General features: G+C 41.2%; 20 protein-coding genes and 1 tRNA gene. 16 read left to right on the top strand and 5 right to left on the bottom strand.

Translation table 11 applies throughout. From position 1 onward, the window contains the following. Positions 1–38: 38 nt before the first annotated feature. The 7 genes from J8M00_RS09985 (at position 39) to J8M00_RS09955 (ending at position 6,779) form a co-directional block, all read left to right on the top strand. On the top strand, positions 39–263 hold the full coding sequence (locus tag J8M00_RS09985) for a LapA family protein (protein WP_284136910.1): 225 nt from the start codon (positions 39–41) through the stop codon (positions 261–263). Further along, complete coding sequence (lapB, locus tag J8M00_RS09980; RefSeq protein WP_211010114.1) at positions 260–1,396, top strand: lipopolysaccharide assembly protein LapB; 1,137 nt, start codon at positions 260–262, stop codon at positions 1,394–1,396. Before J8M00_RS09985 ends, lapB begins: the two co-directional genes overlap by 4 nt. A gap of 39 nt (positions 1,397–1,435) precedes the next feature. Beyond that, positions 1,436–2,140 (top strand): orotidine-5'-phosphate decarboxylase, encoded by a 705-nt coding sequence (gene pyrF, locus J8M00_RS09975; protein WP_211010113.1) that lies wholly within the window; start codon positions 1,436–1,438, stop codon positions 2,138–2,140. 142 nt (positions 2,141–2,282) lie between these two features. Continuing rightward, a complete protein-coding gene (locus J8M00_RS09970; RefSeq protein ID WP_211010112.1) occupies positions 2,283–3,614 on the top strand; it encodes a DASH family cryptochrome in 1,332 nt (443 codons plus the stop codon). Continuing rightward, positions 3,604–5,058: a cryptochrome/deoxyribodipyrimidine photo-lyase family protein gene (locus tag J8M00_RS09965; RefSeq protein ID WP_211010111.1), complete on the top strand. Its 1,455-nt coding sequence runs from the start codon at positions 3,604–3,606 to the stop codon at positions 5,056–5,058. The genes J8M00_RS09970 and J8M00_RS09965 overlap by 11 nt, the downstream gene beginning before the upstream one ends. Continuing rightward, positions 5,058–5,201: a DUF2256 domain-containing protein gene (locus tag J8M00_RS09960; RefSeq protein WP_211010110.1), complete on the top strand. Its 144-nt coding sequence runs from the start codon at positions 5,058–5,060 to the stop codon at positions 5,199–5,201. Before J8M00_RS09965 ends, J8M00_RS09960 begins: the two co-directional genes overlap by 1 nt. 6 nt (positions 5,202–5,207) lie before the next feature. Beyond that, positions 5,208–6,779 (top strand): cryptochrome/photolyase family protein, encoded by a 1,572-nt coding sequence (locus J8M00_RS09955; RefSeq protein WP_211010109.1) that lies wholly within the window; start codon positions 5,208–5,210, stop codon positions 6,777–6,779. Here J8M00_RS09955 and J8M00_RS09950 read toward each other — a convergent pair whose 3' ends face one another. The 3 genes from J8M00_RS09950 to J8M00_RS09940 all read right to left on the bottom strand — a co-directional run bounded on the left by J8M00_RS09950 (position 6,780) and on the right by J8M00_RS09940 (position 12,214). Continuing rightward, on the bottom strand, positions 6,780–7,979 hold the full coding sequence (locus J8M00_RS09950) for a hypothetical protein (RefSeq protein WP_211010108.1): 1,200 nt from the start codon (positions 7,977–7,979) through the stop codon (positions 6,780–6,782). It lies immediately after the preceding gene. A gap of 85 nt (positions 7,980–8,064) precedes the next feature. Continuing rightward, positions 8,065–9,666, bottom strand: a complete 1,602-nt coding sequence (locus J8M00_RS09945; protein ID WP_211010107.1) for a trypsin-like serine protease — start codon at positions 9,664–9,666, stop codon at positions 8,065–8,067. Positions 9,667–9,928: 262 nt separating this feature from the next. Further along, positions 9,929–12,214, bottom strand: a complete 2,286-nt coding sequence (locus J8M00_RS09940; RefSeq protein ID WP_211010106.1) for a TonB-dependent siderophore receptor — start codon at positions 12,212–12,214, stop codon at positions 9,929–9,931. A 452-nt stretch (positions 12,215–12,666) separates the two neighbouring features. Here J8M00_RS09940 and J8M00_RS09935 point away from each other — a divergent pair, with 452 nt between their 5' ends. From J8M00_RS09935 to J8M00_RS09920, 4 genes are all read left to right on the top strand, one after another. After that, positions 12,667–13,038 carry a hypothetical protein gene (locus J8M00_RS09935; protein WP_211010105.1) on the top strand — a complete coding sequence of 124 codons (372 nt, stop codon included), beginning with the start codon at positions 12,667–12,669 and terminating at the stop codon, positions 13,036–13,038. Between the two features lie 84 nt (positions 13,039–13,122). Beyond that, positions 13,123–13,213 (top strand) — tRNA-Ser (locus J8M00_RS09930). Positions 13,214–13,263: 50 nt separating this feature from the next. Next, positions 13,264–13,632, top strand: coding sequence for a hypothetical protein (locus J8M00_RS09925; protein ID WP_211010104.1), 369 nt, complete (start codon positions 13,264–13,266; stop codon positions 13,630–13,632). A gap of 102 nt (positions 13,633–13,734) precedes the next feature. After that, entirely contained in the window at positions 13,735–14,352 is a 618-nt protein-coding gene (locus tag J8M00_RS09920; RefSeq protein WP_211010103.1) for an FKBP-type peptidyl-prolyl cis-trans isomerase, read from the top strand. A 58-nt stretch (positions 14,353–14,410) separates the two neighbouring features. Here J8M00_RS09920 and J8M00_RS09915 read toward each other — a convergent pair whose 3' ends face one another. Next, positions 14,411–16,828 (bottom strand): methyl-accepting chemotaxis protein, encoded by a 2,418-nt coding sequence (locus tag J8M00_RS09915; protein WP_211010102.1) that lies wholly within the window; start codon positions 16,826–16,828, stop codon positions 14,411–14,413. Positions 16,829–17,021: 193 nt separating this feature from the next. Here J8M00_RS09915 and J8M00_RS09910 point away from each other — a divergent pair, with 193 nt between their 5' ends. From J8M00_RS09910 to J8M00_RS09890, 5 genes are all read left to right on the top strand, one after another. Beyond that, entirely contained in the window at positions 17,022–18,014 is a 993-nt protein-coding gene (locus J8M00_RS09910) for a cytochrome-c peroxidase (protein ID WP_211010101.1), read from the top strand. A gap of 9 nt (positions 18,015–18,023) precedes the next feature. Then, the gene (locus J8M00_RS09905) at positions 18,024–18,632 is read left to right on the top strand and encodes a hypothetical protein (protein ID WP_211010100.1); all 609 of its coding nucleotides are present in this window, start codon (positions 18,024–18,026) and stop codon (positions 18,630–18,632) included. Positions 18,633–18,642: 10 nt separating this feature from the next. Further along, positions 18,643–19,230: a cytochrome P460 family protein gene (locus J8M00_RS09900; protein ID WP_211010099.1), complete on the top strand. Its 588-nt coding sequence runs from the start codon at positions 18,643–18,645 to the stop codon at positions 19,228–19,230. A gap of 645 nt (positions 19,231–19,875) precedes the next feature. Continuing rightward, a complete protein-coding gene (locus J8M00_RS09895) occupies positions 19,876–20,298 on the top strand; it encodes a globin family protein (RefSeq protein WP_211010098.1) in 423 nt (140 codons plus the stop codon). Between the two features lie 177 nt (positions 20,299–20,475). Further along, on the top strand, positions 20,476–21,693 hold the full coding sequence (locus J8M00_RS09890; RefSeq protein ID WP_211010097.1) for a glycoside hydrolase family 18 protein: 1,218 nt from the start codon (positions 20,476–20,478) through the stop codon (positions 21,691–21,693). A gap of 407 nt (positions 21,694–22,100) precedes the next feature. On the opposite strand, the gene asnS is transcribed toward J8M00_RS09890, so the two are convergent. Beyond that, positions 22,101–23,498: an asparagine--tRNA ligase gene (gene asnS / locus J8M00_RS09885; protein WP_211010096.1), complete on the bottom strand. Its 1,398-nt coding sequence runs from the start codon at positions 23,496–23,498 to the stop codon at positions 22,101–22,103. Positions 23,499–23,565: the final 67 nt, after the last annotated feature.

Genomic DNA, 23,565 nt, shown 5'->3' with positions numbered 1-23,565 from the left:
GAGTTGTAAAAAAGGGACTACTTTTGGTGTTGCTTTTAGTGGCGTTTGTAGTAGGCACACAAAATCCGAATGTTGTTGAAGTAAACTTTATCGTTGCAAGTGCCGAAATGCCGTTAGCGACACTACTGAGCTTATGTCTATTTACAGGTATAATTCTTGGTGTTTTGTTTAACTTGGGCTCAATAGTAAGGTTAAAACGAAAGAATAGTCAGTTACATAAAACAAATAACTTATTATTGAATAAAGATCAAAGCCACCCATGATCGAGCTTTTGTTCTTGCTGCTTCCTGTTGCCGCTGCTTATGGTTATGTAATGGGAAAGAACAGTGCTAAAAATTTGGCACATGAGCAAAATAGAAAAATCACATCTGAATACAGTAAAGGCCTGAAATTCTTACTTGATAGAGAAGAAGATCAGGGTCTTGAGCATTTAATTAAATTATTAGAAGTATCCGCAGACTCCGTAGAGCACTACCTCACTTTGGCCACGCTGTTTAGAAAACGCGGCGAACTGGATAGAGCAATTAAAATCCATGAACTTCTTATAGAACAGCCCAATTTAGACATTGAGTTGGTAAAGTCATGTCGGCTTGAACTCGCAAAAGATTATATAATGGCAGGTTTGTTAGATGGGGCTGAATCAAATTTAGTTGTTTTGGTTAAAGCTGGTTTTGAAGATGCATTGGAACCCATGATTCAGCTGTACTCACAAACACGGGATTGGCAAAAAGGGGTGAATATGTATGAGGCGTATTCAGAACTTTTTAGCGATAAAGCAAGCTGTGCAGCGATAGCAAACTTCTATTGTGAAGTTGCCCTTGAGTCCAGTGATACTCAATATTTGGAGAGGGCAACCAAGCTTAACCATCAGGCGATCAGGCCACTTTATGAGCTTGGTTTAGACGCGCATGAGCGCCAAGACAATGTTAAAGCCATTTACTATTGGCGAAAGTTAACTTCTGAGTTTCCTCAAATTGCCCCTCTTGTTGTTCATGACCTTCAATCTTGCTATGCATCTTTAAATATTTCAGATGACTTTTATGGGTTGATTGAAGAGCTATTACCTAACGCTGGTGTAACGATAAAAATAAAACACTGTCAGGGGTTAGTAGAATCAGGAAGAGTAGCTGAAGCGATAGAGTTTTTAACTGATAGTTTAAAAAGAGAGCCTTCAATTAGAGGCTTTAGTTATCTATTACAGTTATTGAGTACCAAAAATGTAAAGATTCAAGATGTGCTAGAAGAGATAGATCATCTAGTGACATCTTATATATCCACAAAACCTGACTATCAGTGCAATAAATGTGGCTTTACGAGCCATAAGCTATACTGGTTATGCCCATCTTGTAAGACTTGGGAGTCAGTTGTACCAAGTCGGGGATTAGATGGATATTAATATTGTATGTGATTCTTTTAAAAGAAAATTAAGGTAATTATGTCAAATATTGAACTAAAAAAAGTGCTAATTGCATTGGATTACGATGACGAAAATGCGGCGTTAGCGTTTGTGTCTCAGCTTTCTCCAAACGAGTGTAGACTAAAAGTAGGTAAAGAGATGTTTACTTATTTTGGACCTCAGTTTGTTAAAAAGCTGGTAGATCTTGGATTTGACGTATTTCTAGACCTGAAGTTCCACGACATTCCGAATACGGTTGCAAAGGCTGTGACTGCGGCTGCAGAGTTGGGCGTATGGATGGTTAACGTGCATGCAAGCGGTGGCACTGAAATGATGAGTAAAGCGAAAGAAGCTTTAAGCAAATATGGTGAAAAAGCGCCATTACTTATCGCCGTAACCGTGCTGACCAGTATGGATCAAGCTCAGCTTGATAAGTTAGGAATTGATAAAACACCGCAAGAGCAAGTGCTCTACCTTGCAAAACTTGCTAAAGAGTCGGGATTAGATGGCGTTGTTTGTTCTGCTCAAGAAGCTGAATCTCTCAAGGCTGAGCTAGGTAGCGAGTTTAAGTTGATCACTCCCGGTATTAGACCAGCAGGTAGTGATGCAGGTGATCAAAAGCGTATAATGACACCTGCAAAAGCAATCGCAGCTGGCAGTGATTATTTGGTTATTGGCAGACCAATTACCAAAGCAGAAGATCCTGCTCAGGCGCTTCGAGAGATTAACCAGAGTATTGCTTAAACAAAATCAGATTTTTGGTTAAGGCTAACTCCAGCCTTAACCCTTTTCCTCATAAACTCTTCCGAATATTTAAATCTAACCTCTTTGTTGATACGTATATCTCTGTCAAATATTGATTTTACGGGCAGGGTACTTACGCGTCATGAGCAATGCACTATATTGGTTTACCGATGATCTAAGGCTTCAAGATAACCCTACCTTAAACTCCACCCTTTACGCGTGTAAAAACATCCTTTTTATTTATGTGTTTGACCAAGCACTCTTTATGCCGACCAACTATAGTCATGTTCACCTTGGTCCAAAGCGGGAGCAGTTTATAAACGACAGCCTAATTGATATAGCTGAGCAGCTGCAACAATTGGGGTATGAGTTACATGTGTTTCAAGGAAATTCAAGGGATGTATTAAATCAAGTAATCGAACAGGCAGATATAGACATAGTGGGCTGTCATGCAGGAGCAGGGTATTATGAGCAAGCATTACTGAGTGATATAAAATCTGATAATGGGTGTGTACGTTTTATACATCAGCACAACAACTTGTTGTTTGGCCCTCAGCAGTTGAATGACCAAGATTTGAGTGGCTCTTTTTCAAAATTTAGGAAAAAGGCGGACAAATTAGCTACCACAGAGCCAACAGAAGATGTTTTTTCGGATACGTTACCATTACCCTTAAATTTAAAAGTTTTTAATTCAAAAAACTATCAACTGGAAAGTCAATACTCAATAGGTCATCACCAATTTATAGGTGGAGAACGAGCAGCTCAAAATCACCTTGAGGAATACTTTTCAAAACCAGCGGCTTCCACATATAAGCTGACTCGAAATGCATTAGATGGAAAATACAGTTCAACTAAATTTAGCCCTTACCTGTGTGTTGGCAACTTGTCACCAAGGCAAATAATTAACCATTTAATGCAGTATGAAAAAGAGAATGGAACAAATGAGTCAACCCAATGGATACGATTTGAGTTGATGTGGAGAGATTTCTTCCATCATAAAGCCATGTTAAAAGGTCCAATGTTGTTCAAGTTTTCAGGCGTGCAGGGTGTTCGCCCCTTGACAAGTTATTACCCTCAGCGATTTAAAAGCTGGTGTTGCGGTACAACTCAGTACCCACTCGTGAATGCTTTTATGAAGGAGTTAAATGAGACAGGATTCATGTCTAATCGAGGTAGGCAAATAGTTGCTAGCTGTTTGGTCAACGAGCTTCAAGTAGATTGGCGTTATGGTGCAGCGTATTTCCAACAACAACTGATTGACTATGATGTTGCTTCAAATTGGGGGAACTGGCAGTACATTGCAGGTGTTGGCGATGACCCCAGAGGTGGTCGGCATTTCAATATCGAAAAACAAACTCAAATGTATGATCCTGATGGATCTTTTCAAAAGAAATGGCTTTGTGGATCAGAACCAAGTCTGGTAGATGTAGATATGGTCGATTGGCCAGTAATGAGAACCGACAATGGGCGTTAGTCTAGTGTGGTTAAAGAGAGATCTGCGACTCAAGGATCATGCTGCATTGCACAAAGCTACTCAATCGGGTAGTCCAGTTTTACTTTTTTACTGCTTTGAACCTAATGTAGTAAAAGATAAGCATACATCACGCCGCCACCTTAGGTTTATTACACAGTCGCTAGAAGACATCGCACAAAATATCCCTTCTGGAAGTTTGTATTGTGCCTACGGAGAAATCCTAGACGTGCTTGAGCAGATCAACCAACAGGTGGGTATTGATGGCTTATATTCCCATCAAGAGATTGGACTTGGTTTAACATTTGATAGAGATAAGCAGGTCTCACAGTGGTGCGATGAATGTGATATTACTTGGTTAGAGTTTCCTCAAGGGGCGGTGGTCAGGGGTCTTAAAATGCGAACTTACTGGGACAAACATTGGCAACAAGTGATGCGCGACCAGCTATACGACGTCGATTGCAATCAGGTTAATTGGTTTTCAGGAGGTAACCATTTCAACAGGCATGTTGATTTAGCACGCTTTAAATATGAAGAAGATGCAGCTGACTTTCAAAAAGGTGGAGAAACTCAAGCTTGGTATGTGATCGACTCTTTTTTTGACTATCGGGGGAAGGAGTATGCTTTTTCTTTGTCGAGCCCTGAAAAGTCGCATAAACATTGTTCTAGGCTATCGGCTCATCTGGCCTGGGGTAATGTGAGCTTGAAACAGGTATACCAATCGGTTTTGGCTAATTGGAAGAAGCCACAATGGCGGCGCTCACTCGTCGCTTTTGCATCGAGGCTACATTGGCACTGTCATTTTATTCAGAAATTTGAGAGTGAGTGCGAGATGGAGTTTAGGTGTGTTAACCGCGCCTTTGAGGGCATGCCAAGGATTGCAGGTGATCAATTCACCGTGAGGCTCCGGGCTTGGGAAACTGGGCATACCGGTATACCTATGGTTGATGCTTGCATGCGAAGCTTAATCAAAACAGGATACTTAAACTTTAGAATGCGAGCCATGTTGGTGAGTTTTTTATGCCACCACTTAGAGCTAGATTGGCGAGCGGGAGTTGCGCATTTAGCCAAATTATTTTTAGATTTTGAACCCGGGATCCACTACAGCCAGTTTCAAATGCAAGCTGGCGTCACAGGGATAAATACCATACGGATCTACAATCCAGTTAAACAGGGCCAAGAGAAAGATCCCGAGGGCATATTTGTCAAAAAATGGGTGCCGGAACTGTCCAATATTCCAGCTCCTTTGGTGCACTCTCCTTGGGACTTATCGGAAATGGAGCAATTGATGTATGGCATTGAGATTGGTTCTGATTATCCGTCGCCGATAATAAATTTAAAAGAAAGTTATACCAAAGCACAAGCCTTGTTATGGCACTGGAAAAAACGAGAAGACGTCACAATGGAGTCGAAACGTATTTTGGCGACGCATGTAAGGGAAAGGTAATGCACAAGAAACTGAACTTACCTTCGAAAATTTGCCCTGTGTGCATGCGTTCATTTTACTGGCGGAAAAAGTGGGCAAGGGATTGGTCTAATGTAAAGTACTGTTCGAAACGCTGTGCGTTGAACCGCGTTAAAGAGAGTTAATAAATTATGGCTAAAACCTATCAAACGCTTCGACTTATATTGGGCGATCAACTCAACGCCAGTCATTCATGGTACAAGACTATAAATGACAGTACGTTGTACGTGATAGCAGAGTTGCACCAAGAGACAAGTTATGTGAAACACCATGTTCAGAAAGTCTGTGCATTTTTTGCCGCAATGCAGGAGTTCTCGCATGCGCTTAAAAAAGCGGGCCATCATGTTGTTCATTTAACGCTAGATGACACTCTGCCTCATGAGGATTTACCAGCGTTATTAGGTGCACTGTTTGAAAAATACGCGATAGAGACTTTTGAATATCAGCTGCCCGATGAGTATCGGCTCCGCACACAGCTGAGTGACTTTTGCGCGTACTGTAAATTGAGTACCCGAGGATATGAAACAGAGCACTTTTATTTATCCGATAGTGAATTAACGACTTATTTCAGCGCTGGAAAGAAGCACCGGTTGGAAGCTTTTTATCGAAAAATGCGGGTTAGGTTTAATATCCTTATGAATAATGGACAACCTGCGGGAGGAGAGTGGAATTTCGACACTAGTAACCGTAATAAACTAAAACAAAAAGATTTATCTCATATCCCAGAGCCTTTGGTGTTTGCAAATGATGTGAGTGATATATTTTCAAGAGTAAAAAAGCATCAGATAAGTACCTTTGGAACCTACGAATCAAAATGTCTGTGGCCCATAACCAGACAGCAAGCTAAGGCGCTTCTATTTTCTTTTTGTGAAACGCAACTCAGTAAATTTGGCTTTTTTCAAGATGCTATGACGTGTAAAGCAGATGATATGTATGTGAAAAAACAATGGAGTTTGTACCACTCGAGATTGTCATTTGCAATGAATAGTAAAATTATCAGCCCAAAATTTGTTGTAGATACAGTCATAGCTTATTTTCATCAACATGAAGATGAAATAGATATTGCACAAGTAGAAGGTTTTATTAGGCAAATAGTTGGCTGGAGAGAGTTTGTACGCGGTATTTATTGGCTCAATATGCCGCGATATGGACAATTAAATGCGCTTGCAGCAAAGCGAGACTTGCCAGTTTGGTTTTGGCATGGAGAAACCAAAATGAATTGTCAAAAACATGCTGTTAAACAATCCCTCGATTATGCCTATGCGCATCATATTCAACGTTTAATGGTGACAGGTAATTTTTGTTTGATTGCAGGTATCGAACCATCTCAAGTTGATGCATGGTATTTGGGTATATATATTGATGCGATTGAATGGGTAGAAATGCCAAACACTCGTGGTATGAGCCAGTTTGCTGATGGTGGTATTGTGGGCTCCAAAGCATATGCGGCAAGTGGTAACTATATCAACAAAATGAGCGATTACTGCTCCAGTTGCCACTACGAGATTAAATCTATAACAGGGCACAATGCTTGTCCACTTAACTCACTCTATTGGCATTTTATGCACGAACATGAACAGCAGTTTTCTGCTAATCCTCGCAATCGAATGGTTTATGCAACGTGGCGCAAAAAGTCACCTGAACAACAAACTGAAATACTGCAGCATGCTTCAGGTCTTCTAGGCAACTTGGACAAGCTCTGATCACTGATGCTCGAAATATATTCTATAGGTACTTGACCAAATTGGATAATCTACTTCTGTCGCATAACAGATAAAGTCATCTGTTCTGGTGCCACTGACGTCGAGCAAATAGCGCAGCTTGTCTTTTTGAGCCGGTTGCAATTGGCTGTGTGCGAAGCGCTCTTCTAAAGATGTAATTTTAAGCTCGGGAAACTCAGGAAAACGCTCTGTCCATAAGTCACTGGCCTTGAGCTTACCTTCCTCTACTTTTTGGTTGCTGTGATAGCAGCCAATGTTTACCGTACTACATTTATCTATTTGCTTTTCAAGCAAAACAAGCATTGTGAGCTTTTTTGCTGGGTTTTTAATCGATAGGCTCGTGGAACTGCAAGGGCTGTTTTGATGTAAAGGGTTGACTACTTCGTCTGGGTTATTAAATACAAATGTGACGTAACAATTATTGCTAGGTAAAGGATCAAATACCAGCCCAGAATTACTAGGTGAATAAGTACTGAAAGCCTCGAGAAACCCAGCACTTGAATATTCTTTAGAGACGCCAAGTGTGAATTCGTTTGGCTGCAAAGTGCTAGTGCGCGTAATTGCAATGGGGCCTTTAAAATGCTCTGGGTGAGGGTGGGTGTAAAATTGCACGAAAGGTACCGCACCAACTTGTCGGTTTATACCGGATTTACTAATAAGTGCGACTTCTTGTAGATACCTTGGATCGTTCTGATTTTTGCGCAAAATATAGACGCAAAATATTTCTTCAACACTGAATTTTAAAAGTGCTTGTGCCGCTTTATATAGTTGAGCTTTATGGTTAGTGGTTTCGTTGTTGTCATCTATCTGGTGCAGTGGCGCAAGAATACGACGTTTTAAGTCAGCATGACTTTTCGCATTATTTTCAATACACTGAACAAACAAAGTAACAACTTGATTGACTTGGCTCATCAGTGACTGGGATAACACAGGGGAGAGTTTTTGCAATAGCTGTTTTAAGGCGTGAATACCTGGTAACTCAACGAGTACTTGCAATCCACTGTTCGCTTTACATGCAGAGAAAAATCGTTGGCTATTTGAGCGGTTATAATCTAAGTACTTTGTAAATCCGCCGATCGTTTGTGCATGATCGGGCAATGCATCTCGTACTGCGATAAAGGTTTTTTGGATCCTTTCTCCTAACCGGGTTAATTCTGTTCTGTCTTGTTGATTAAGTCCCATGCTCTCTGTATAACAAATTTTTCCTACAAGATTACATGGGACTGATTGGCTTTAAAAGTAAAATTTACATTTTACTATCAGTTTGTTAATTGCAAGGTTGGATATATGTCCATGGACCCCAATTACCTGAGTTAGCCGGATTTTCTCCCTGTACCCACCAATTTGCTTCATAGACAGCACTATTGTGTGCAACTCGGTCACCTTTTAAGTAGACGGCATCAGGAGACCAAGTTGGTAAACCACCGCATCCTCCTGTAACCTCTCCAACTGTTACAAGTTTGCTGGATGTTGCAGATTCACCCTTGTTATTTTTTGCAACCAAAGTGATCGTGTACTGACCTTTTACAGCATAAGTATGTGTTGGTGATTGTAGGCTGCTCATAGCGCCATCACCGAAGTCCCATGAATACGTAACAGCTCCTGTACTTTGGTTTTGCAACGAGACGGTAAGGTTATTTTTAACGACGGTAAAATCAGCAACAGGAAGCGGGCCTGTTGAACCATCACATTTACCACTGGATTTCCATACATTGCTATATAGATCAGGTTGCGCACCTTGTGACCACCAAATCGCTTCATAGACTACACCATTAAATGTCACTTTATCACCTGGCGAGTAATTCTGTGTTGCTTGCCATTGCGCGGCGCAATCGGTCGGTTTACCGATAGTAACAAGCTTTGAAATACTGTCAGTCTGGCCTTTGGTATCAGTTACTGTCAAAGTAACGTTAAAACTACCTTCTGAATTATAATCATAGCTTGGATTTTCTAACGATGAAGAGGCATTACCTTGGCCAAATTGCCAATCGAAACCTGAGATGCCATTGTCATCTGTTGATTTACTCGTGAAGTTAACAGAAGTGCCATTCACTGTGTATGAGAAGTCTGCTACAGGCGGATTGTCTTCACCAATTCCGGTTTTTTGTTTGATCCAGTCGACATAGCTTGTAGTGCGCGTAAAAGCGGTTGCGCCTTGGCAAGCAATCCCCCAACTGACTGTACCAATACTATAGAAGTCACTACCTACGCGCACGGCATACGGACCGCCACTGTCACCATTACAGGCTGAGCGACCACCCTCGCCACCACCACAAATTACTGAGCCTGGAATAGAGAAGTTTAGTAAGGAGCTACAGCTACTATTGCTAATTACCGGCAGTTCAGCTTCTCGCAATACATCGCTTGGTCTACCGCGATTTGAAGTAAGTCCCCAACCCGAGACAGTGACATAGTCACCTACATTTGCATATTGAGATTCAATGGCGGCAGTTGGTAGTTTTGCAGGGGTATACTGATTCGAGGCAGGAGAGGCTAGCTTCAAAAGTGCAATGTCGTAGCCCGAACGTATGCCGTTTGCACCGCGCCAACGTTCGTGATTGATAATCTGAGATACTCTGATAGATTGACCGTCACCACGACTAATTGAATGCGCACCAACGCGTACGGTTAAGCTCGAAGTTGAAGCACTGTCGAGGCAGTGTGCAGCTGTTAATACCCAATTAGGGCTGATCAGTGTTCCGCCGCATCCCTGACGGCCATTCATAAGTAGAGCAACTTGGTATGGTCTTGAGTAGGCTGGTGTTTCTATGCCACCAACCACGTTTGGTTGGACATCTGTAGGTGGTGAAGCATACGCATTAGCTGTCATTATTGTGAGCGCTGATAGGAGTAAATTAACCTTTTTCATGATGTATCGTTTCCTTTAATAGCTCGGAATTGAGCTAATATATGAATAATCTGAGATACACCTAGATTTCAAGATTTGCCCGATAAATAAACAGAGGTTTGACCACTTTGTTTCTAAATCAGATTGTTAATATTTGCATTAATTACAAACAATTGTGTGTAACAATAAATTTACAAAGGGGGTTGCGGTATTAGCTATAATTTTGGTGTGTGTGAAAAAGCGAGCCGCAGTGCTCGCTTGTTAGAGAGAAAGTGAGGTTAGCTTAAAAATTATATCTTGCTGATAACTTCCAATTTCTTGGCTCACCCCATGTGACATAACCCTGATTTTTAGAAATGGCATTGTAGTATTTCTTATCAAACAGGTTGTCTACATTAAGTGAAACGCTCAAATTGTCGGTTACGTCATAACGCGCCATCAAATTGAATAATGCTATAGAGCCGTGGGTACGAAGCTCTTTAACCTCTACAGGCATTGGTCCCCAAGGCGCTTCGTAATATTCGCCATTGCCCGCAGGGCGGGTACTATTTACCCAATAGCCGTCCTTCCAGTTGACGCCTAAACCAACCGTTAAATTCTCTATCAGTTCAGTTGGCTCGTAAGTTGTGTATAAGTTAAACAGTTGCTTTGGTACTTCGGTATTCAGTGGGTAACCTGTTTCATCTTCCGTCTTAGCGTATGAATAACCAGAATAAATATTAAACCCAGGAGATACTTCACCACTGAGCTCTAATTCGAAGCCTCTGGTTCTGGCACCATCAATAAGAATGGTAGCAGTATTACCATTTGGTGTGAGTTGCTTCTGAGTGGGGTCATCTTGGGCAACATTGTTTTTATTGCTTTCAAATACTGCGAAAGAAAAGTTTAACAGCCCGACTTCAGCTTTCAAACCTGCTTCGAGGCTGTCGCCGACAACAGGGTCTTGTAGGTTATCATCTTTATCGTATTTGTTTTGAGGCTCGAATGCGTCGGTATAGCTTGCGTAAATACTAAACTCGTCGTTCACATCATAAATGAGGCCTGCATACGGTGTAACTTCGTTGTTTAATTCATAGCTGCCGCCTTGGCTATGAGCATACTTTCCCGTCCTTCGATTAGTTCTATATTCAACTACTTCCCAATCAGTTTGTCTGATACCAATGATGGACTTTAAATTATCAGTAAGAGAAAGGCGTGTGGCGATATACAAACCGTTACTATCATGCTGTGTTGTGTAATTTGGTGTGTCTAAGTGAGTGTACGAATAACGCGGTACATCTCCAGTCCACTCAAAATAATTGATGTTGTCGATTGAGATATCTCGTTGACTGTCAGTTTTATTGTAACCAATACGCTCTCTATCAAATAAATTAAAACCGACAATAAGGTCATGCTCTCGACCTAAAAACTCGAAGCCGCCCTGTAAGTTAATATCAAAAGTCTTTTGCGTGTCTTTTGAATTACTGATCACAAAATTGTAACCGTGACCAAGTGTATTAGTGCCGTCGGGGTTGTAATAGTCATCTGTCCACACAAAAAACAGATTGCCGCCTTCCATCTCAATAGTGTTATATGTTGCAATCGTATTTAGCTGCCATCCGTTATCGAAACCGTGGTTAATACTTGTAAAGTAAGTGTTTTCTTCAAGCGGCCACGAACTGTACTTTGCGGCAAGACCCGTATCACTTCTATCAGCATTAAACAATGAGCCGTCGCTGAAATAGTATGGAACAGCGTGCGAATTCATTGCACCCAAAGACTCAGTGTCTGCATATTCGTAGCCGATACGTAAAAGCGTCGATTCTGTTAAGTCGGCTTCAGCTGTCATATAAACAGAGGTTTTTTCCTGGCTGTATCTGTCTACGAAAGAATCTCTATCGTAATGCGCAGCTGCAACACGCCCACGAATACTGCCATCACTACTAAGTGGGGTAGAGACGTCTAACTCAACACGATTATTATTCCAGCGGCCAGTAGTCACTCCTACATGACCATCTAGTTCTTTGCTAATAGCACGTTTGCGAACTAAGTTAATGGTTGCTGTCGGGGAACCTACGCCAGTCATTAAACCATTTGCCCCACGTAAAATTTCAACACGTTCATAGGCAATGGCGTCACCATTTACATCCGAACGGCGACCACCTGGGAACTGCTGTACACCATCGACTTGAACTAAGTTGACTCGCTCACCACGCGCCATGAAAAATGGACGGTCGTGGCTGCGAGATGTGCTGGCATAGACGCCCGTTGTGTGTTGCAAAATGTCCTTGATATTAACTGATTTCCAGTCTTCCAACTGCTGTTGAGTAATAACCGACACCGATTGCGGCGTTTCTTTCAAAGAAAGAATCATCTTTGTCGCAGATTTGGTCGCCGCGTCAGAGTAGTTGCCAGCCGTTGATGCTGTAACATAGATACGTTCGATTTCGTTCGCAGATTGACTGCTATCTGATTCGGTCTCGGCAAAGGCATGAGTACCCGTAAAAGCTGAAGCAAGCGCGATAGCAACAGGAGCCAAACGGAGAGTACCACTGCGCTTATTAGAAGATTGAAAAGTTGAGTTGTCCATAAAATCCTATCCAGAAGAACAAGTGAATGTCACACCAATAAATGGTGCAACTGAAGTCAGTTAAGGAATATGCGGTCCATACGCTTGTACCAAATATGGTGTTAACTGATAATGGTTTGCATTATCGTTATGGGTATTGTGAAGTCAAGCTGATTTAGATATAACAACTTGAAAAATTGCCATATATTAAGTTTTTAATGGAATAGGGAGGTTTTACTTAAATTTTGTTTTCTTTATAGAGTCTATGGTTATCGGCGAAGTAATTTCTGTCCAAAAAGTAATTTCTAATTAAGTTTTGTCCATTCTTATAACCCTTACAAAAACCTTAATACTGATGAGTGAAATAATTCTTCGTGTGCTGGTTGTTTTTTAAACTGTGTTTGTTAGTCTAGTAATTCTTAGTATAGATGTACCTAGTTTGTTACCTGTGAATAAATATAAGAAGATGGGTTATGGGAGATTTGTTTCTAAAGCGACGAGAAAATTGGTGGGTGTGGATCACATGGGGTGTACTCGGGTGTATCATTTGCCACTATTTACTCATATATGTTAGCAACGCTTGGGTGTCGTTATCATCGCCTGTTTTACTACTTGTTATGATTACCACGTGGATGAACTTTAATCGGCGTTTTGATTTCTTCGCTGCATTAAAAATTTTCATGGTGGTTGCATCTATTTCGGTTATTCCACTCATGGCAGAAAAGTTCAATAGTTGGGAAAAACTAATCCATATTGCAATTGACTCTGGTGCTGTGTTTCTGTGTATCGTATTAGTGAGCATTGTCTGTGCTTTCTTGGCACGACGTCCAAAACAATATTACTAAATTCGGTATTATATAATAATTGTCAAAAGTTCAAAAAAGTACTTTACATATTTATGAATAGCCATTAATATTCGCGCCAACAACGGAGAGATGGCTGAGTGGTTGAAAGCACCGGTCTTGAAAACCGGCATACGTTAATAGCGTATCTAGGGTTCAAATCCCTATCTCTCCGCCACCTCATTCCCAAAACCGCCTAACGGCGGTTTTTTTCGTTAGGAGAGTTCAATGGCTCAAGATGTTGTTAAACATTGCTCGTTATGGATTGTCTTTAGTTTTTTCTATTTAAGTGGTCTGCAAATGGCAGTGATAATGTCAATTGATGGCCAGTCTGAACCGACACTTTGGCAAACACTTTTATATACGTTTCTATTTAATGCGCTGATTGGACATCTCATTACGAAATATGAAAAGCTATGGCCATTTTTAGCATCAATTGTTATTTCATTATTTGGTGTGATTGGTTTTGGGGTCTTCTTTGGCGACAAACTTGCTGGTTACAGCTATGAGCTGATTATAGGTTTAGTGTTATCTCTCCCGTTTGCGACATTCTTAGTTAAAGAACTAAAATCAAAAAATTTTGATACTAACTCATGATAAGTAGTTTATAGGGCGTGTATTTTCTTTGCGCCCTATAAGTTATCCTTTCTCTGTGCTAAACTGCGCGTCCTTTTAAAATGATAAATAAAGTGAATTTATATGTCAGATTTATTCAACACAGACGCTGGTAAAGCGAGCTACGGTATTGGTCTACAGATGGGCGAGCAGTTAAAAGCTAACCCTTTCGAAGGTCTAGACTTAAATGCAGTTTTTGAAGGTATGAAAGACGCATACACAGGCGGTGAGTTCCGCGTTGAGATCCCTGAGATCCAAGCTGCTTTCGAAAAGATCAATGGCGAAATCCAAGCTCGTCGTGAAGAAGAAGCAAAAGTACTAGCGGCTGAAGGCACTGCTTTCTTAGAAGAAAATGCAAAGCGTGCAGAAGTGACAGTGACTGAGTCAGGTCTACAGTACGAAGTGATTACTACAGGTGAAGGCGACAAGCCAGTTGCAGATTCAACAGTTCGTGTTCACTATCACGGTACATTGATCAACGGTACAGTATTTGATAGCTCATATGACCGTGGTCAACCTGCTGAGTTCCCAGTAAATGGTGTTATCAAAGGTTGGACTGAAGCACTACAGCTTATGACTGCTGGCTCTAAGCTACGTCTATACATTCCACACGACCTAGCATACGGTGAGCGTGGCGCAGGTGCATCAATCGCACCTTACTCAACACTTATCTTTGATGTTGAGCTTCTAGAGATCCTATAAGTTAGGTTGTCTTGAAAAGTAGTATGCTCAGTAAGCGCTGAGCATACTTATTCTATTATCACTGATCAAAAAACTCATATAGTTCTGACAACTTGCCACGTCTCTCTTCATTTTCAATCACGAACTCCATACCGTAGTAAGTATATTCCTGATTCTTTTCCTCTTTCCTTACCACACGTGCGGATATCTTCATAGGTGTTTGATCCATATACTCTTTGTAATTCTTTTTGGGGAGATACATTACCAAGGTTAAATTTGCATCAATGTCTAACTCTTGATTTAATTGTTTGCTTAGAGTGACACCACAGCCTACACAGCTTAGCTCCCTAGTGATGGTAGAATACGATATGTCTTGTGCGATGAGTTGGATCTTAATTTTTGCTTCCAATCTGTCTGAGCGCCTTTTCTCGTGTCGCTTTTTAATGGCATCTTTATCTTCGTCAAAATGGAAACTATCCATTAGGTTGTTTACAAGTTCTGATGTCTGATATAAGTCGGCCCCAATCATGGAAACCATCTGTGCTTTTTCAGCGTTTTGCTGCAGTGATGAGAACAGGTGCTGTAGTTTGTGTTGCATTTCGTGCATCTGATTGCTTTGTTCATTAGAACGTTGTGCAATTTGGTCATTTGCAGAAATAATAGAATCAATTGTGTTTGTCATCGCTCTAAGCGCCTGACCGCTTTCATCTGAACGCATTTTACTGACATCCACTTGATGAATGATATCCGACATTAACCTGATCACATCACCCACTTTGTTAGTTAGTTGAGAGATCACAGTTCTAATTTCGTCTGTAGAGTTGGCTGTTCTCTGTGCTAAGTTTCTCACTTCGTCTGCAACAACTGCAAAGCCTCTGCCTTGTTCACCAGCTCTCGCAGCTTCAATTGCGGCATTAAGCGCTATCAGCGCGGTTTGATCTGCGACCGTTGAGATGGCGTCAGTCACTGATTCAATTTCTTCACTCGCAGCTTTGAGCTCTTCCACGCCTTCAGAAGCAAGGGTAACGACCTCAACTGTTTTTGCCATTTCATTGAGATTGCTCTCTACCGCTTGTATGCCTGTGTCAGCTTCTGTTTTGGCTTGCTCTAAGACTCCTTGGCTTTGTTCAATAGCTTGCCCAGATTCAACTAACAAATCCATAAATGACTCTATTACGCGCATTACTTCTGAATAACTCGCGTTCTCATTTTTGGCAACAGTGCTGATTTCTGTCGCAATTGCAGCTACTTGGTGAGCCGAGTGGCCAACTTGTCTAGATTGGCGCCTTACTGTCGCAATGGTCGAGGACAGAGAGAGCGTCATGTGGTTAAAACTTTCCGACAGCTGGTTTAGCTCATCATCTGAACGAATAACAAAATACGATTGTTGTGTTTTAAAATCACCCACAGATATGTTTTTCGCTCTTGTCAACAAAGATTTAACCCGGTTTTTGAGCTTGCTGCTGAACATCACGCTGATCACACTGGCTATTATGATTGTGAGGATAGAGCTGATCGCCAGTACAACAAGCATATTGGAGAGCGCATGTTGTGTGTCATCAATGCCTTGCTTGGTGACAAACTCTACGTGCTCGTTCATTTCTTGCAGTTCACTGAAAATAGTTTCTGTCAACGGTTTTATTGTTGTGCTGAGGTGGTGAGTGGCGAAATTGGCTTCTTCACTGGCTTGTTTTTCAAAGGCTTGTATGGTGATAGGGGCGAGTTTTTCCCGCTCTTCACTGTACGAACTCCAATAGTCTAATTGCTCATCGGTAAATAAGTCTTCGAAGTCATCTAGGATAGATACAAACGCATCACTATTTTTAAACCAAGCTTGATCAAATCCATCTATGTTCTTTTGTTCGCGAGTCAATAAAAAAGCCCGCAGCTCTGAAATGGCAGTGGCAAAACTGACTTCAGAATCGACTAACAATTTGAACAGCTCAATGCGGTCTTCATCCAAATCTTGTTCACTTTCAATTTCGATCATTTGTGCTAGTAACTGCACCATGGACTCAGCAAGCGGGATAGCCTGTGTAACCAGTAGCTTAACCGCTGGCTCGTTCTCAAGCGTGTTTGCGATGTTGGAAGTAATTTGTTGTTCTTGTTTAAGCCGCTTTAGATTTGATTGGATGACGCGTAACTTATCCTCGCTAAACCCTGTTTGGTTTGCAAGTTGGCTCAGTTGTGAAAAGTTTCGCTCTATGTCTTCCCATGCATTCTCTCTTCTCGCAACTGCAATATTACGTGCTTGTACATTACTACCTGTAATAATTTGCTCTTCAAGTGCAATTAATGAATCGAGGATTTTCATTTTTAGATCAGAATTGACATTCACCAGTGGGATCGACACTGACGATACTTGAGTGAAGTTGCTAGCCAATGTACCTGTGCTCAAGTAAACAAAAAAGTTACTAAAAATGCCTAATGATGTAATCACACCAAAAGCCAGTAACATTTGCGCAGCAATGCCTGGAACGAAACGAGAAATTTTCATATTTTGCTATGAGCTCTGATTTATTTTAGTAGCAAGGTACTTTGGTGTTTGTACCTACTTGCTTGGATTTAATAAACTTTTATTAAAAGCTACTAATTTTTTGATTTATTGAAAAATATAGTCAATCCTTCGGTAAGGTCAAAGTTTATATCTAAATATTTACAAATGATTATTGATTACTTGGGGGCTGATAATGGATTGTAACAAATGGCTTTTATTTTCTTGTGCTCTGACGCTTTGTTCGGGAGCGTGGGCGGTGGATTCACCCGCATATGGTAATTTGGCAACACCGGATATTGACGACATAGAATATATCGACGATGAAGAGCCCAGCGAGAGAGAGGTAAATCTCGGTAAAATGCTATTTTTTGACAACAGATTGTCAAAACACCAAAACCAGTCATGTGCAACTTGTCACAACCCTGAGTTGGGTTTTAGTGATGGTTTAGCAAAAGGCATTGGAAGCGGTGGGGATATTTTGGGGCGCAACGCACCTCATCTTTACAACCTAGCTTGGTCATCTATTTTTTTCTGGGATGGCAGGGCAAAAAGCCTCGAAGAACAAGCTTTAGGACCGATAGTTTCTGATGTTGAAATGCAAATGACACCGAAAGAGGCGCTACAGAGATTAGAAAAAGTAGCGTTTTACAAAAAAGAATTCAAAGAGGTATATGGAGCCTTAACATTTGAAAATATTGGCCGAGCAATCGCGGCATTTGAAATGACTATTATTAGTGACGACTCGGCATTTGATAAATACCTCGCTGGTCAAAGAGAGGCGATGTCGCATTCAGCAATTAGGGGGCTCAAGCTATTCGTAGGTAAGGCTAGATGTGTCAAGTGTCATGATGGTGCGAACTTTACTGACGACAGTTTTCATAACATAGGCATTGAAGACAATGACGATGGTCGCTTTGCTGTAGATCCAAATAGTAAGTTAAAAGGTGCATTTAAAACTCCTGGGCTCAGAAACATCATCATGAGTGCGCCTTATATGCACGACGGTTCTTTGGCTAGCCTAGAAGAGGTTGTTGAACACTATGACAAAGGTGCGGTAAACGTGAAAAATGTTAGCCCTTTGATTGTACCGCTTAATTTAAATCCACAGGAAAAAGCGGATCTCATTGCATTTATGGCGGCTTTAACAGATCCGGTTGTCATCACCCGTCCCCAATTACCAAACTAAGGAGTGGCCATGAAAAAATATATGTTAATAAGTATAGGGCTATGTTCGATATTTTCTGCCGAAGCGGCGGTTTTAACCGGGGAGTTAGAGTTTGTTAAACGCCCTTCATTTGTCGGTTTAGTCTATGCGAAAGGTGGTAAGGGGCCAAGCGTTGCAGAGTTGGACCAGTCCAATAAAGTGTTCGATAAAAAAGCGGTAGTTATTGGAAAAAATGGAGAAATTACGTTTAAAAATTCCGACGAATTTCAGCATAACATTTTTGCTAATGACCCTAATTCAGGCGTTAAGTTTGACGTTGGGCTTATGAACCATGGGCAGACGACTAAGGTGTCAGCTGATTGGTCAGAAAATACGTTGACCAGAATTGGCTGTAAAATTCACCCTAAAATGCGCAGCTATATTGCGAATGTAAACTCGGATGCCTATCAGGTGCTGCCTTTTACAAAAAAGCAAAAGGTATACCCAATTAAACTAGACGTTGGCTCTCATACTGAATTTGTGCTTCAAATCCCCAAGTATGACCCTGTCGAGCTAAAGTTGGCAAAGGGACAAGAGACGAGTGTTGATGTGATGTATAAAGGTAAAAAACGTGCGACATTAAAGCTTGCTCTAAATTAGGGAGCCATCAATGACTCGAACTATACAAATGCTTTGTCTGTTACTCAGTATTAATGCCTTTTCTGTATCGGCGGCAGATCCATTTAATGTGTACCCGTTTAAAATACCAGATAAATACAAAGATGCTTTGAAGGATTATCGAACAAAGTGGCATCGTATGACGGGCTTTGAGCATTCAGGCCTTCACTGGCAGCAGTTTATTGTTGTATTTCTAAATAAAGAGGCGAAAGTATATGAGCAAAACTATTTAGAATACTTAAGGTATTATCAAGATTATGATGAAGAAGAGGATGAAGACGAAATAGCAGAGCCAAACTTTAAGGCCTACAGTCCAGGTACCATTGTTTTGAAGGAGAACTTTTCATCTGTATCTGGGGCACCGCATGATGCCTTAACTATTACGATGATGATTAAACGAGAAAAAGGTTATTCTAAAGGGTTTGGTGATTGGGAGTACGTTCAATTTGACAAAGAAGGTAATATTGTTTTGGCTGGGAAAGGCAGTGAACCAATGATAAAACAAATGTGTTCAAACTGTCATGCAAGCATTGAAGAACGCGATTTCATATTCGCCAATTTTTATTCTAGAAAAAAATAGTGATGTAATTACGCAGGCTGTGACGTAATTGTTCGCAGCTTGTATAGTTTCCATTTCCAATGACTTCTGACCTATTGTGACTGGGTGACAGAATTTTTAGTACTTATCCTTCCATAAAGTGATTGATAATTTAAATATTGATATACACATATACTGCATTGTACGGTGGATGCGTGATTGCCTTTTGAGCGAGTCTGGAGAGCCACGCCTCAGAGCCTGCTGCTAGTGGAGCTATTTGGCTTGTTGTATTGGCGATTATACTTTTTCAGAACAGTGGTGGTTTCCACATTGACCTATCATTTCGGCTTAAGTAGATTCGATACTGAAAGAAGTAATAATAGTAGGGCGGTGATCACATTGATCTACAACTATTTGTTTTTAGAGTTGGAATCTACTGGCGTTGCTATGTAAATTCATTGGTCATTTTGTTGTTAGGTCATAGCTTGATATCTGGGAGCGGGTTGTGTCCAATCGAAAACTATGGAACGCAGTGTTGATTAGCGGTTAGCTTGATTTTTTTTCATGGTTTAACGGGTTTATACAAGTGGGGGAATAACCAATTTTATTGTGATATTACGTATTATTAGCCAGATTGAGTTATAGGGTCTAGAGTTGTTAACAGAGCCATAAATCTCGGATGTTAATATGAGCATATCACAGAGACAAAAGCAGTTAGTACAAGAAAGTTTTGCAAAGGTTGAACCTATTTCAGAACAGGCGGCTGATATTTTTTACACTACACTTTTCGAATATGACCCGTCGCTTAAATCGTTATTTAAAAACAGTATTAAAAGCCAAGGCCAAAAGTTAATGGCGACTTTAAAAGTTGCAGTCAATTCTTTAGACGATATAGACGCATTGGTCCCGGTTCTGCAAAAACTGGCCGAGCGGCATGTCAACTATGGAGTTAAACCTGAGCATTTCACACTTGTTGGGAACGCATTACTGTATACCTTGAAAAAGGGATTGGGGAGCGATTGGAATTCAGAGTTAAGGCAAGCTTGGATCGATGTATTTAAAGTTGTTGCAACTGTGATGAAAAATCATGCGTTTAACACAAAGCACTAGCGGTTAGCGGTTTTTTGGATTTGCAAGCTGTGGCAATTAAACATTTTATTTGTTGTTTTTAACAATATAAGCCTAATAAAAAAGGTACATATTGACCGTATAAAAATTCAATACTCTGTGAAGGTTATTCGTGTTACTTAAAGTAAGGATACACTTTTTAACAACATGGAGAAGGTTATGTTTAAACGAAATTGCATTGCAGCATTGACTGCTGCATGTCTTGGTACAATAGCAACAAGTGCTATAAGTGCAGAGTCTTGCCCTAGAGTCGAAGGCTTTTATTCAACTTGGGGCTACCCCGCTGGTGGTGAACTTGATGTAAGGGATCTTGCGACAGATCAGCTCACTCATATTATTGTTGCTTTCGCCTATCCTCGCTCTGATGGCACCATGGATACGACAGAAACTGATCGTTATATTGATGACATTGTGGCACATGCGCATGAAAATAATACAGGTGTAATGTTGTCTGTTGGTGGAGCAGGGGTAGATTTCCTATCTATGGATGCGAAGGCCCGAAGCAACTTGGTTGACAATTTAGTCGCGTATGCTGAGTTACACCAACTAGATGGTATTGATGTTGATTGGGAAGACTGGAGTACATATAACCAGCCAAACCCGGTTGAGAGTGCGTACTTATTAAACTTAGTTAAAGAACTACGTGAAAAGTTACCTCAGCATTTAGAGGTTTCAGTAGATGTTCAGGCTGGTGGTTGGTCAGGGATCAATTTCCATAAAGATCTAGATGAATATGCAGATATTATTCGCTTTATGGCTTACGACTATACTGGCGGATGGGGTGGTTCTCCTAAAAATCACCATGCTGCTTGGGAGTATATTCATGGCGGTTTGGTACACCCAGCACCTTGGAGTCAAAGTATGATAACGAAATATGAAGTCGCGAAGACCAGCCTTGGTATCCCTTTTTACAATAAATCATTTCCCTTGGGCAGTGGGCCTGTGAAAACGCTTACAGCCAGAGAAATAGTCGATGTTATCGTCAAAGGAGAGGGCATTGATTACGATCAAGGCTTTTACGAGCTAGACAACTATGTACATTTTTGGGAAACACCTGAGTTACTAAAGACGAAAACGGATTTTGTATCACAAAACGGTTATCCAGGAATTTTTATATGGGAGCTGCATCAAGACTCACGCGATGACGACTACAAGCTATTGGATGTAATTGCTCAAGAGCTACCTAAGTGTCAACCATGTGCACAGCAGTGGCAGCCGTACCCGAGTGTATATAGTACAGGTGATGTAGTAAGCTTTGAAGGTAAAAACTGGGAGGTAAATGGCGGCCCATTGCACGGTGTGGCACCTCAAACTTTAGGCCATGCACATCGCTATACAGATCTTGGTGCATGTAAGACTTACGTATTGAACAATTAATAGGCAAGCCAGGTTTTACAATTGAAGCTCTTGCCATAATACGTATACGTTAGTGGTTTAACCTAAGGAATTGGGCTCTGAATCGAGTTCAGAGTGACGAGGGTATATTCCTCTTCGTCATTCTGAGCATTTTGGTGTATTAAAACGCCAGTTATTCTATTCATGCTTCAGAATCTATATCGTCTTTGTACTCATTTTGAAACTGGCGATAACTCCGCTGGCGGTTTAACACAACGTGTTTGTTGTATTCATACCTCCGTCGTCATTCTGAGCTTGCCTCAGAATCCACTTTAAGTTGTGCGCAAGCAAAAGAAAAAATCACCACAAGCTATTGTTCTTCAAAGAACAAAGCGTGGAAACAAAAAAGCCCCGTAATAACGGGGCTTTCATTTTTAAACTAGGCCAGTCTAGTAAGTTGCGCTGCCTTTAGTGCGTGGGAATGCGATAACGTCACGAACGTTTGCCATTCCAGTCACGTATGCAACTAGGCGCTCAAAGCCTAGACCGAAACCGGAGTGTGGTACAGTACCGTATTTACGAAGGTCTCTGTACCAGCTGTAATCTTCTTTGTCTAAGCCCATTTCTTCTAAACGTGCATCCAATACGTCTAAACGCTCTTCACGCTGAGATCCACCGATAATCTCGCCAATACCTGGTGCTACAACGTCCATTGCAGCAACAGTTTTGCCGTCTTCGTTTTGACGCATGTAGAATGCTTTAATATCACGTGGGTAGTTTTTGATAACCACAGGTGCTTTAAAGTGCTCTTCAGCTAGGTAGCGTTCGTGCTCTGACTGAAGGTCTACACCCCACTCAACGTCAAATTCGAACTTCTTACCAGACGCTTTCAAGATGTCGATTGCATCTGTGTAGTCTACTTGAGCAAAATCTTTATCTACAAAGCTTTCAAGACGAGAGATCGCTTCTTTGTTTATACGTTGAGCAAAGAACTCCATGTCATCACGGCGCTCTTCTAATACCGCTTTAAACACATACTTCAACATGCTCTCAGCCAGATTTGCAACATCATCTAGATCAGCAAATGCAACTTCTGGCTCTACCATCCAGAATTCAGCTAGATGACGTGATGTATTTGAGTTTTCAGCACGGAACGTAGGACCAAAAGTATAGATTTTTGACATCGCACTTGCGTATGTCTCACCGTTTAGCTGGCCAGATACCGTAAGGAAGGCCTCTTTACCGAAGAAGTCTTCATTGTAATCAACGTCGCCTTTGTCTGTACGAGGCAGGTTGTTCATATCTAAAGTAGATACACGGAACATCTCACCTGCACCTTCACAGTCACTTGCAGTGATAATAGGTGTGCTGATCCACATGTAACCTTGCTCGTGGAAGAATCTGTGAATCGCTTGTGATAAACAGTTACGAACACGCGTTACTGCACCTATTACATTCGTACGAGGACGAAGATGTGCATGCTCACGAAGATATTCGATTGAATGGCGCTTTGCAGCCATAGGGTACGTGTCTGGGTTTTCTACCCAGCCAAGTACTTCTACAGAGTTAGCCTGTAGTTCAAAGCTTTGGCCTTTACCTTGTGATTCAACAAGCACACCTGTTACAGCCACAGAGCAACCAGCAGTTAGGCTCGTTACTTCTTCATAATTATTAAGCGAATTAGGTACTACTGCTTGAATAGGGTCGAAACAAGAACCGTCGTGGACGGCAAGGAATGAAATACCCGCTTTTGAATCGCGTCGTGTACGGATCCAGCCTTTGATTGTAACTTGGCTGTCTACCGCAACGGTGCCTGCTAGTAGCTCCGTTATCGCTATGTGGCTCATCTTTACTCCAAAATGATTTGTAAAAAGGGCTAAAAGTGCCCAGCTTGTTTTTGTCTATATATGCTCA

Origin of the sequence: Pseudoalteromonas luteoviolacea (genome assembly GCF_018100925.1) — a bacterium.
Lineage (GTDB): Bacteria > Pseudomonadota > Gammaproteobacteria > Enterobacterales > Alteromonadaceae > Pseudoalteromonas > Pseudoalteromonas obscura.
This window is presented reverse-complemented; position numbering and strand designations above follow the sequence as displayed.